The organism is Streptomyces sp. NPDC002536 (genome assembly GCF_053594995.1).
The window spans coordinates 38,137-48,997 of the sequence record NZ_JBSFWU010000058.1; the positions used below are offsets into that span (position 1 = coordinate 38,137).

A 10,861-nucleotide genomic window follows, 5' to 3' on the forward strand; every position below is an offset into this window, starting at 1 on the left:
GAACGACGCTGGTCCGCCCCGTGGCCGTACGGGGCGGGCCGGCTTGCCGCTCGTGCCTCTTACGGGGCGCCATGGTCCGATACTGGCGGCATGCAACTGCGCATCGAAGGCCACACGTTGCCCGGCCGCCACTGCGGGCCCGGGCCCGGTTTTCCCGGGGCCGCCGGGATCGAGGTCGCGGTCCAGCGCAAGGACCGCCCCGCCGAACTGCTCGACCCGCAGCCCGGCGACGCCCCGACGGTGACGTGGACGTTCCCCTGCACGTTCACTGCCGACGGCGAACTGCGCGGCCCGTACGTGCAGAACCGGCTCGGCGGACGCTTCGTCTACCTCTCGTGGATCGGGAGGCAGCCGCAGGAGGAGGAGCTCCGGATGTTCCGGCGCGCCAAGCTGATGCTGGCCGATGTCCCACCCGAGGTACTCGCCGAGGCGCGGCGGCGCGGTGCGCTGGTGGCCCGGCTCGCCCTCACCGACGCCAAGGGTCATCCGCTGTGCGGGCGGGTGGTACCGCCGGTTGTCGAGTGGGCCGCGCACTAGGATCTGCGCCCCGTAAGGGGCGCGGGGAACTGCGCGATCAGCCACGACACACCCGCAGTCGACATGCCCGCGCCCCTGACAGGGCGGCGACCAACCGAGTGGCCGGGCCCCGCCGGACGGGCGACGCGGGCGGTGCGGGCGCTTGTCGCCGTGCACCCGTGCGCGGTGGCCTGGCCCGCGACCCCGCATCCCGCACCCCGCATCCCGCATCCCGCACCCGAGGAGATCCACCCATGTCCGTATGCTCCACCGCGGCCGCTGCGGCGACCGCCACCGCCCTGCTCGCCCTGCCGCTCGTCCCGGCATCGGCCGACGAGCAGGAGGAGGGGCGGCTCCTGCTGACCGTCTCCGGTGCCGAGCACAGCTGGATCCGCGGTGTCCGGCTCGGCTGCCCCGGGGCGCACGGACCGCACCCGCACGGGGCCGAGGCCTGCCGGGACCTGATCGCGGCCGGCGGGCGGCCGGACGCGCTGCGTGGCGAGCCGCACGCGTGCACCCTTGAGGACGATCCGGTGATCGCCACCGCGAAGGGGGAGTGGCACGGGCAGGACGTCAACTGGCGGAAGGCCTTCGCCAACCCCTGTGCGCTCGACGCCGCCACCGGGCCCGTCTTCCGTTTCTGACCGGCCACAGCGCCTGCGGCGTCACGTTCTGCGGGCCACCGCGACTCCCACCGTCGCCAGCCCCAGCACCACCCACGTGAACCACAGCCAGCCGTTGCTGCCGAGTGCGACGGAGTAGGCGGTCACCGCGATCAGCGCGCCCACCGTCAGTCCTGCCATCGCCTTTGTCGAGCCGGGCATCCCGCACCTCCTCAACTGCGGCCCGCCAGGCCGTACAAACGCGCGGACCGCGGCCAGGAGTCCATGGTCTCCTCGCCGCGGTCCGTCCGCCATAGGCCGGTGGCCGTCTGCTACTGCTGCTCGCGCGCCCGGAGCGAGGCCAGGTAGGCGTTGTAGGCCGCCAGCTCCTTGTCGCCGTCCCGCGCCGCGTTGCGGTCGATCCGCTTCGCCTGCCGCTGCTCGGAGCGGTACCACTGGTAGACCAGCGCGATCAGCACCACGACCGAGGGGATCTCGCTGAACGCCCAGGCGATGCCGCCCGCCGCCGTCTGGTCGGACAGGGGGTCGATGCCCAGCGAAGCCGGGGGGTGCATGTACGTGCCGATCATGGGCTGGGTCGCCATCATCAGCGCGATGCCGAAGAACGCGTGGAACGGCATGCCCGCGAACAGCTCCAGCATCCGCATCACATAGCCCGGCCGGTGCGGGCCCGGGTCCACGCCCATGATCGGCCAGAAGAACACGAGGCCCACGGCGAGGAAGTGGACCATCATCGCGATGTGTCCGGTCTTCGTCTCCATCAGGAAGTCGAAGATCGGGGTGAAGTACAGGGCGTAGAGGCTCGCGATGAACAGCGGGATCGTGAACGCCGCATGCGTGATGACGCGCATGTAGCGGCTGTGCAGCAGGGCGACCAGCCACTCGCGCGGGCCCTTGCGGCCGCGGCCCGCCGCGGGCAGCGCGCGCAGCGTCAGCGTCACCGGCGCGCCCAGCAGGAGCAGGATGGGGGAGAGCATGCTGATGACCATGTGCTGCACCATGTGCACGCTGAACATGACCATGCCGTAGTCGTTGAGCTTGGTGCACATCACCAGGGCCACCGACAGCACGCCCAGGACCCACGCCACGGTCCGGCCGATGGGCCACTTGTCGCCGCGTCGCCGCAGCCGCACCACGGCCCAGCCGTAGAGCCCCAGCCCCAGCAGGCTGCCGATCATGAAGAACGGGTCGCCGCTGAACTCCAGGCCCCGTCCCAGCGTGAACGGCGGCATGTCCATCATCATCATGCCGTGATGCCCGCTGTGATCCATCCACTCTCTCCCAATTCGGACCAATGCGCCTTGACCAGAGTAGAGGCGCACTCGCGGGGGATCAGCCGCGGGGTCGGCTCACAGCACGCACTCGACCTCGGCGTACCGGTCCTCCGGCACCGTCTTCAACTGCTCGACCGCATCGGCCAACGGCACCAGCGTGATGTCGTTGCCGCGCAGCGCCGTCATCATGCCGAACTCCTTGCGGTGCGCGGCCTCCACGGCGTGCCAGCCGAAGCGCGTGGCCAGCACCCTGTCGTAGGCGCTGGGCGTGCCGCCGCGCTGCACGTGCCCGAGGATGACCGGGCGGGCCTCCTTGCCGAGCCGCTGCTCCAGCTCGACGGCCAACTGCCGTGCCACACCGGCGAACCGCTCGTGCCCGTAGACGTCCGTGCCGCCGGTCTCGAACGCCATCGTCCCCTCGCGCGGCTTGGCGCCCTCGGCCACCACGACGATCGCGAAGCGCTTGCCGTCGGCGAAGCGCTTGCCGACCACCTCGGTCAACTCCTCGATGTCGAAGGGCCGCTCGGGCACGACGATGGCGTGAGCGCCCGCGGCCATACCGGAGTTGAGGGCGATCCAGCCGGTGTGACGGCCCATCACCTCGACGATGAGGACGCGTTGGTGCGACTCGGCGGTGGTCTTGAGCCGGTCCAGGGCGTCGGTCGCCACCCCGACCGCGGTGTCGAAGCCGAAGGTCACATCGGTCGAGGTGATGTCGTTGTCTATCGTCTTGGGCACGCCGACGACGGGCAGACCCGCGTCCGACAGCAGCCGGGCCGCCTTCAGGGTGCCCTCGCCGCCGATCGGGATCACGGCGTCGATGCCGAGGTCGGCGACGTGCTCCTTGGCGCGTTCGACGCCGTCCCGCAGCTGTGCGGGCTGCACCCGCGACGAGCCCAGGATCGTGCCGCCCGTGGCCAGGATGCCGGCGACGTCCTCCAGGCCGAGCGGCCGGTGGTCGCCTTCGAGCAGGCCCCGCCAGCCGTCGCGGAAGCCGACGACCTCGTCACCGTGGTCGACGACCGCGCGGTGGACGACGGACCTGATGACGGCGTTGAGTCCGGGGCAGTCGCCGCCGGAGGTGAGTACACCGATGCGCATGACAGGGAACCTTCACAACAGGGCCGGAGACCGGACCCCGTCGTCCGGTTGGATCCCCGCCACCCTAGTTCAGAAGGGGTGACGGGGACCCGGACCGTCCGTCATGCGGGCTGTGTCGCCGCCGCGATCCGCTCGTTGCGCAGCGCCTCGTACCAGCGGTCGTCCACCGGCGGCAGGGCGTTGACGTCCAGCGCCAGCTTGATCAGCAGGTCCGCGATGTGCGGGTTGCGGGCCATGACCGGGCCGTGCATGTACGTGCCGAAGACCGTGTCGTTGAACGCGCCCTCGGTGCCGTCGCCCGTGCCGTTGCCCTTGCCGAAGCGCACCCGGGCGAACGGGCGGGCCGACGGGCCCAGGTGGGTGACGCCCTGGTGGTTCTCGAACCCGGTCAGCGGGGGCAGGCCCAGCTGCGGGTCGATGTCGGCGAGCACGTCGCCGACGCAGCGCTCGCCCTCGCCGCGGGTGCTGATCACGTCCAGCAGGCCCAGGCCCTGCTCGCGCTGGCCCAGGTCGTTGATGAACTCGTGGCCCAGGATCTGGTAGCCGGCGCAGACCGAGAAGACGATCGCGCCGTTGGCCACGGCCCGGTTGAGACCGCCGTCGCGGCGCAGCCGCTCGGCGGCCAGCCGCTGCGGGCGGTCCTCGCCGCCGCCGATCAGGTAGATGTCGCCCGAGGTGGGGATCTGCTGGTCGGAACGGACGTCCAGGCGCTGGACGTCCAGCCGGCGCTGCTGCGCCCGCCGCTCCAGGACCAGGGTGTTGCCCTGGTCGCCGTAGGTGCTGAGCAGGTCGGGGTAGACCCAGACCACGCGCAGACTGTTCTGGCTCATGCTCACAATCCTTCCGTGGTGGGTCTTCAGTTGCCGACGCGGCGGCGGACGTCCTGGAACGCCGTGTAGTTGGCGATCAGCTCGATCCGGCCGGGCGGCGCCGACTGCACGGCCTCGTCCACGGTCTCGCAGACCCGGAACTCCACGCCCGCGACCTCCAGGCGCACCGCCAGGTCGAGCTTGCGGTCGCCGATGACGAAGATCGGGTGCCCGGCGAGCCGGGTGTAGTCGACGTCCCACAGCCAGGAGGTGTCGGTGCCGTCCGCGCCGCGGGCGTTCACCGAGAGGATCACCGGGGCCGGGGGGCCGTCGATCAGGGAGAAGGTCTCCAGCCAGCCGGCCGGGTTCTTCGCCAGCAGCAGCCGGACGTCGCGGCCCAGGAAGCTCACGGTGTCGTACCGGCCGGCCACCGCCTGCACCTGGTACATCCGCTCCAGCGCCACCTGCGGCGGCACCCCGAAGGTGGCGGCCACGGCGGCGGAGGTGGTGGCGTTGGCCTTGTTGGCCCGGCCCGGCAGCTGCAGGTGGATCGGCCATGCCGAGCCGTGCGGGTCGAGCACGTAGTCGCCGGACAGCGCCCAGCTCGGGGTGGGCCGGCGGAAGCCGCACTCGCCGCAGAACCAGTCGTCGCCGGGGCGCTGCATCACGCCGCCGCACGACGGGCAGGACCAGGCGTCGTCCTTCCACTCCTGGCCGACCGCCACCCACACCACGTTCGGCGAGGAGGAGGCGGCCCACACGATCAGCGGGTCGTCGGCGTTGGCGATGATCACGGCCTTGCTGCCGGTCAGGCCCTCGCGCCACTTCTCGGCCAGCATGCGGGTCTCCGCGGCGCGGTCGAGCTGGTCGCGCGAGAGGTTCAGCAGCGCTATGGCCTTGGGGTTCACGTCACGCGCGACGCCCGCCAGGTACTTCTCGTCCACCTCGATCACGCCGTAGCGCGCGTCCGAGCCGCCGGCCAGGGCGGAAGTGATGCCCGCGGGCATGTTCGCGCCCAGGGCGTTGGACACCACCGGTCCGCTGGCCCGCAGTGCCTCGGCGATCAGCCGGGTCGTCGTGGTCTTGCCGTTGGTGGCGGAGACCAGGACCACGTCCAGGTGGGTCGCCAGCCGGGCCAGCAGGTCGGGGTCGAGCTTGAGCGCGACCTTGCCGCCGATCACCGATCCGCTGCCGCGCCCCGCGGCCCGAGACACCGCCGCAGCAGCCTTGCCCGCCGTCACGGCCAGCTTGGCCCGCGGCGACAGCGGCCCCGTGTTGCCTGCCATCGTCCTAGATCCTCCTTGCATCCGCGCCGGGCCCGATCCTGGTCCGCCGGTGGAACGCTCCCCCCGTGCCGAATCGCCGGCCAGGAGGCCTCGGTCAAGGATCAGCCTATCGAGATCCCGGCGGGGGCCCGAACCGGCCGCCTGCAGGAACGTACTCTTGAGCCCATGCGCAGAGGCTCGATACCCGGCAGTTCCGGACAAGTCAGACCCATGAGGCTCCTCGGGGACCGGGGTCTGGGCACCTCCTGCGCCGAGGTCACCGAATTCGGCCCGGAGCTGACCCGGCTTGTCGAGGACATGTTCGCCACGATGTACGCGGCGAACGGTGTGGGGCTCGCCGCCAACCAGGTCGGGGTCGGCCTGCGGGTCTTCGTCTACGACTGCCCCGACGACGAGGACGTGCGCCACGTCGGTCACATCGTCAACCCGCGGCTGGTCGAGACCGGGGGCATCACCGTGCGCGGGCCCGAGGGCTGTCTGTCGCTGCCGGGCCTCGAAGCGGGTACCGAGCGGTTCGACGAGGCCGTCGTGGAGGGTGTCACCGTCGACGGTGCGCCCGTGCACGTGCGCGGCACCGGGTTCTTCGCCCGGTGCCTGCAGCACGAGTGCGATCACCTCGACGGTGGCCTGTACACGGACCGGCTGACCGGGTTGCGTCGGTGGCGCACCCTTCGCGCTGCGCGCAGGGCTTCGTGGGCGGGGCGCACCGAGATGCTGCGCATTACCGCCCCGTAACGGGGCGCCCCGGAAGGGGCGCGGGGAACTGCGCGATCAGCCACGATGCGCCTGCAGTCGAAGTCCCGGGACTTCGCCCCGGACCCCAAGGTGGTGCGTCGGCTGCAGGCCGTCGGTGGCTGATCGCGCAGTTCCCCGCGCCCCTTCCGGGGCTCAGAAGCCCGGGCCTCCGGCCAGGTCGCCCGCCACCGCCAGGCGGCCCCACAACAGATCGGCCAGGTGCCGGACGAGGCGGGCGCGAGGGAACGGCCGCTCGCGGAGCCACCAGTCGCCCGCGGCGTGCATCATTCCCACGATCCCGTGGCCCCAGGCCCGCGCCAGCTCCGCGCCGTCCGGGCCCAGGTCGACCCGCTCCGCTATCACCTCGGCCAGCTCCTCGCCGAGCCGCCGCAGCAGCGGTGCGGAGTGGCGTCCCACGTCGAAGCCCTGCTCCGCGGGCTGCTCCTCCTCCGCGGGGTGCATCAGGAAGCGGTACACCTGGGGCCGTGCCTCGATGGCCGCGAGATAGGTGTCGAGCGTCGACTCGACCCGCTCGCGCCGGCCGACGGGCGCGTCGAGCGCCGCGCGCAGCCCGTCCAGCAGCGCCTCGGTGTGCCGCGTGGCGAGCGCCCGGTAGAGCCCGCCCTTGTCGCCGAAGTGCCGGTAGAGGATCGGCTTGGTGATCCCCGCCTCGGCCGCGATGGCGTTCATGGACGCCCCCGGCCCGTCCCTCAGCACCACCCGGTCCGCGGCCTCCAGCAGCTCCCTGCGCCGCTGTTCCGCCGCCCGCTGTTGATCGTCCCGCTGGCTGGTCTCCATATGACGTGCCTCCCCGCCCCTGTGGTTCATGACGTCACGACCCGTGGTGCATGACGCCTGCGCAACGTAACACCCGCTCCACGCAACGGATTCGAGGGGCGGGCGGAGGCAATGGCCTCTTGACGCCTCCTACCGACCGGTAACATACTCGCGTTACCGATGGTAACGATGACTGGGAGGGGACATGGCCGAGTTCGCCCTGGAGCTGAACGACGATCAGAAAGCCGTCCGGGACTGGATCCACGGCTTCGCCGCCGATGTGATGCGGCCGGCTGCCGCCGAGTGGGACGAGCGCGAGGAGTTCCCCTGGCCCGTCGTGCAGGAGGCCGCCAAGATCGGCCTCTATTCGCTCGACTTCTACGCTCAGCAGTTCTTCGACCCCACGGGTCTGGGCATCCCCATGGCCCTGGAGGAGCTCTTCTGGGGCGACGCCGGTCTGGGCCTGGCGATCGCCGGCACCGCCCTGGCGGCGGTCGGCGTCCTCTCCAACGGCACCGACGAGCAGATCGGCACCTGGATACCGCAGATGTACGGTGACGCCGACGACGTGAAGGTGGCCGCCTTCTGCTCGTCCGAGCCCGACGCCGGTTCGGACGTCGCGGCGATGCGCACCCGTGCCGTGTACGACGGGGCCAAGGACGAGTGGGTGCTCAACGGCACCAAGACCTGGGCCACGAACGGCGGTATCGCCAATGTGCACGTGGTCGTCGCCGTCGTCGACCCGGAACTCGGCCCGCGCGGCCACGCCTCCTTCATCGTGCCGCCGGGCACGGCCGGGCTCTCCCAGGGGCAGAAGTTCAAGAAGCACGGCATCCGCGCCTCCCACACGGCCGAGGTCGTGCTGCGGGACGCCCGGGTGCCCGGCCACTGCCTGCTCGGCGGCAAGGAGAAGCTGGACGAGCGTCTGGCGCGCGCCCGTGAACGCGCCGCCGCGGGCGGCGGCGAGCGCGTGAAGAACGCCGCCATGGCCACGTTCGAGGCCTCCCGCCCCGCCGTGGGCGCGCAGGCGGTCGGCATCGCCCGGGCCGCGTACGAAGTCGCCCTGGACTACGCGCAGACGAGGGTCCAGTTCGGCCGCCCGATCATCGACAACCAGGGCGTCGCCTTCCAACTCGCCGACATGCGCACACGGATCGACGCGGCCCGGCTGCTCGTCTGGCGCGCGTCCTGGATGGCGACCGCGGGCAAACCCTTCACGGCGGCGGAGGGTTCGATGTCCAAGCTGTTCGCGGGGGAGACGGCGAAGTCCGTCACGGCGCAGGCGATGCAGATCCTGGGCGGCAACGGCTACACCCGCGAATACCCCGTGGAGCGGATGCACCGGGATGCGGCCATTTACACGGTATTCGAGGGGACGAGCGAGATCCAGCGGCTCGTCATCGCTCGGGCGGTTTCCGGTGTGCCGATCCGTTAATACGGCTTTGGTTCCCGGCAGTTGAACGCAACACGTTTCCAAATTGCCGTCGTTCAAAGGGGTTTGTAGTTACACAACGACGTTGCCTATCTCACACCTCCCCGTGAAGGTTTGATCTGAGCGTGTCAAGCCTGACAGGGTCGTGGGCACCCGGACGCGGATCATCCGCTGTTCCGGGTGTTGTTGCGCGTGCACCGCGCAATCCCCCACACAACCGCACGAGGAGGAACCCTCGTTATGGCAACCCACAAACGCACCGGGAAGCGGCGTCTCGTTCTGGCGATAGCCACCGCAGCCGCCGCAACGGCCGGAGCCACGCTGCTGGTTCTGCCCGCCGGTGCATCGACGCCCAAGGAGGGCACCGTCTACGGGACGGAGTCCAAGGGCGCCGTCGACGGCAGCTACATCGTCATGCTGAAGGACGGCAAGGGCATGGCTGCCGCCCAGGCCACCGGCAAGGAGAGCAAGAACCTCGCCGAGCGGTACGGCGGCAAGGTCAACCGCACCTACAGCTCGGCGATCCACGGCTTCTCCGCCAGCGGGCTGGACCGGACCGCGGCCAAGCGGCTCGCCGCCGACCCGGCCGTCGCGAAGGTGGTCCAGAACCACCGCTTCACCATCAACGCCACCCAGGAGAACCCGCCGTCCTGGGGTCTGGACCGGATCGACCAGGCCGACACCAAGGGCGACGGCAAGTACACCTACCCGGACAGCGCGGGCGAGGGCGTCACCGCGTACGTCATCGACACCGGTGTGCGCATCAGCCACAAGGACTTCGGCGGACGCGCCTCCTACGGCTTCAACGCCATCGACAACAACGACAACGCGGACGACGGCAACGGCCACGGCACGCACGTCGCGGGCACCATCGCCGGCACCGAGCACGGCGTGGCCAAGAAGGCGAAGATCGTGGCGGTCCGGGTGCTGGACGCCCAGGGCTCCGGCTCCACCGAGCAGGTCGTCGCCGGCATCGACTGGGTCACCAAGAACCACAAGGGCCCCTCGGTGGCCAACATGAGCCTGGGCGGCGGCGCGGACGAGGCCCTCGACGCGGCCGTCTCCAAGGCCATCGCCTCGGGCGTCACCTTCGCCGTGGCGGCGGGCAACGAGTCCACCGACGCGGGCAACAGCTCTCCCGCCCGGGTGAAGGAGGCCATCACGGTCGCTTCGAGCACCAAGGACGACCAGCAGTCCGACTTCTCCAACTTCGGCAGCGTCGTCAAGCTGTACGCCCCCGGCACGGACATCACCTCCGACTGGAACGACAGCGACTCCGGCACCAAGACCATCTCCGGTACGTCCATGGCCACCCCGCACGTGACGGGCGCCGCCGCGGTCTACCTCGCCGAGCACAAGGACGCCACCCCGGCACAGGTCCAGTCGGCACTGGTCGCGGCCGCCACCCCGGACAAGATCTCCAACCCGGGTGAGGGCACGCCCAACAAGCTGCTGCGCGTCACCAAGTAGTACCAAGCAGTACCAAGTAGTACCGAGCAGCACCCCGAAGCAGTACCCCGGCCGGCCGCTGCGCCCCACCCCCACAAGGGCGCGGCGGCCGTGCCGTGTCCGTTGCACCGTCCGCTACGGTGTCACCACCCACGAACCGCCGACGCCTGGAGGACCGATGAGCACCGGCCAGCCGTGGACGATCGACAGGATCGGCCACGCCCTGCCGCACCCGGAGTTGCGGGCCACCTTCATGCGCGAGGTGTCCTTCACCGACGTGCGCGAGATCGGTGCCGTCCTGGAGCGGTGGGTCGCCTTCGTCGAGGCCTTCGAGGCGGAACGGCCCCGGTTGGAGCAGCTGCGGGAGCTCGTCCACGAGAACGGCCGGCCGCCGGCCGCCTATACGGCGGGTCTCATCGACGTCGCGCCGGACGAGCTGCACTCCGCCGCGGACCGCAACAGCCGGGGTGCCGCGTGACCTACCGGCTCCGCATGGACCCGACGCTCCACCACTCCTACAAGGGCCTGCCCGACGAGCCGCGCCGCGACCTCGCCGTGTGCCTCCTCGACGCCCTGATCGACCCCGTCGCCCACTCCGCGCCGTACGGCGTCGACGACGGCATCATGCGGATCATTGCGCGTGGCCGGGTGGCGGGCGTCATCCTCATCGGCGCCGACACCATCACGCTGGTGCAGCTCACCCACGCCGGCTGAGGGCGGGGCTCCTTCCCGGGGCTTCGCCCCGGACCCCGGGCGGTGCGTCGGCTGCGGGCCGTCGGTGGCTGGTCGCGCCCACGCGGCGGAGCCGCATGATGTGACCGCCCCGCGCCCCTTACGGGGCTCCCGCGGACGGGGTCGT

Annotated in this window: 13 protein-coding genes; 7 read left to right on the forward strand and 6 right to left on the reverse strand. The window is 71.1% G+C overall.

Going from position 1 to position 10,861, the window contains the following annotated elements:
* The first annotated feature begins 90 nt into the window (after positions 1–90).
* Both ACWD4B_RS21565 and ACWD4B_RS21570 read left to right on the forward strand, forming a co-directional pair.
* Positions 91–537, forward strand: a complete 447-nt coding sequence (locus tag ACWD4B_RS21565; protein ID WP_451422245.1) for a DUF5990 family protein — start codon at positions 91–93, stop codon at positions 535–537.
* A gap of 233 nt (positions 538–770) precedes the next feature.
* On the forward strand, positions 771–1,160 hold the full coding sequence (locus ACWD4B_RS21570) for an SSI family serine proteinase inhibitor (protein WP_451422246.1): 390 nt from the start codon (positions 771–773) through the stop codon (positions 1,158–1,160).
* Positions 1,161–1,181: 21 nt separating this feature from the next.
* Here the strand turns inward: ACWD4B_RS21570 and ACWD4B_RS21575 are convergent, their stop codons facing one another.
* The 5 genes from ACWD4B_RS21575 to ACWD4B_RS21595 form a co-directional block, all read right to left on the reverse strand.
* Positions 1,182–1,340 carry a hypothetical protein gene (locus ACWD4B_RS21575; RefSeq protein WP_336417235.1) on the reverse strand — a complete coding sequence of 53 codons (159 nt, stop codon included), beginning with the start codon at positions 1,338–1,340 and terminating at the stop codon, positions 1,182–1,184.
* Between the two features lie 110 nt (positions 1,341–1,450).
* Complete coding sequence (locus ACWD4B_RS21580) at positions 1,451–2,410, reverse strand: cytochrome c oxidase assembly protein (RefSeq protein ID WP_451422247.1); 960 nt, start codon at positions 2,408–2,410, stop codon at positions 1,451–1,453.
* 78 nt (positions 2,411–2,488) lie between these two features.
* Complete coding sequence (locus ACWD4B_RS21585; RefSeq protein WP_336417237.1) at positions 2,489–3,514, reverse strand: 6-phosphofructokinase; 1,026 nt, start codon at positions 3,512–3,514, stop codon at positions 2,489–2,491.
* Positions 3,515–3,615: 101 nt separating this feature from the next.
* Positions 3,616–4,344 (reverse strand): type 1 glutamine amidotransferase, encoded by a 729-nt coding sequence (locus ACWD4B_RS21590; RefSeq protein ID WP_336417238.1) that lies wholly within the window; start codon positions 4,342–4,344, stop codon positions 3,616–3,618.
* Positions 4,345–4,370: 26 nt separating this feature from the next.
* The gene (locus tag ACWD4B_RS21595) at positions 4,371–5,609 is read right to left on the reverse strand and encodes a MurT ligase domain-containing protein (RefSeq protein WP_390778637.1); all 1,239 of its coding nucleotides are present in this window, start codon (positions 5,607–5,609) and stop codon (positions 4,371–4,373) included.
* A 165-nt stretch (positions 5,610–5,774) separates the two neighbouring features.
* Between ACWD4B_RS21595 and def the strand changes: the two genes are divergently transcribed.
* Positions 5,775–6,344 carry a peptide deformylase gene (def, locus tag ACWD4B_RS21600; RefSeq protein ID WP_451422248.1) on the forward strand — a complete coding sequence of 190 codons (570 nt, stop codon included), beginning with the start codon at positions 5,775–5,777 and terminating at the stop codon, positions 6,342–6,344.
* 153 nt (positions 6,345–6,497) lie between these two features.
* Here the strand turns inward: def and ACWD4B_RS21605 are convergent, their stop codons facing one another.
* On the reverse strand, positions 6,498–7,142 hold the full coding sequence (locus ACWD4B_RS21605) for a TetR family transcriptional regulator (protein ID WP_451422249.1): 645 nt from the start codon (positions 7,140–7,142) through the stop codon (positions 6,498–6,500).
* 184 nt (positions 7,143–7,326) lie between these two features.
* Between ACWD4B_RS21605 and ACWD4B_RS21610 the strand changes: the two genes are divergently transcribed.
* The 4 genes from ACWD4B_RS21610 to ACWD4B_RS21625 all read left to right on the forward strand — a co-directional run bounded on the left by ACWD4B_RS21610 (position 7,327) and on the right by ACWD4B_RS21625 (position 10,716).
* Positions 7,327–8,556 (forward strand): acyl-CoA dehydrogenase family protein, encoded by a 1,230-nt coding sequence (locus ACWD4B_RS21610; RefSeq protein WP_451422250.1) that lies wholly within the window; start codon positions 7,327–7,329, stop codon positions 8,554–8,556.
* Between the two features lie 237 nt (positions 8,557–8,793).
* Complete coding sequence (locus ACWD4B_RS21615; RefSeq protein WP_451422251.1) at positions 8,794–10,023, forward strand: S8 family serine peptidase; 1,230 nt, start codon at positions 8,794–8,796, stop codon at positions 10,021–10,023.
* A gap of 157 nt (positions 10,024–10,180) precedes the next feature.
* Positions 10,181–10,480: a hypothetical protein gene (locus ACWD4B_RS21620; RefSeq protein ID WP_451422252.1), complete on the forward strand. Its 300-nt coding sequence runs from the start codon at positions 10,181–10,183 to the stop codon at positions 10,478–10,480.
* 14 nt (positions 10,481–10,494) lie between these two features.
* Positions 10,495–10,716, forward strand: a complete 222-nt coding sequence (locus tag ACWD4B_RS21625) for a hypothetical protein (protein WP_176606305.1) — start codon at positions 10,495–10,497, stop codon at positions 10,714–10,716.
* Positions 10,717–10,861: the final 145 nt, after the last annotated feature.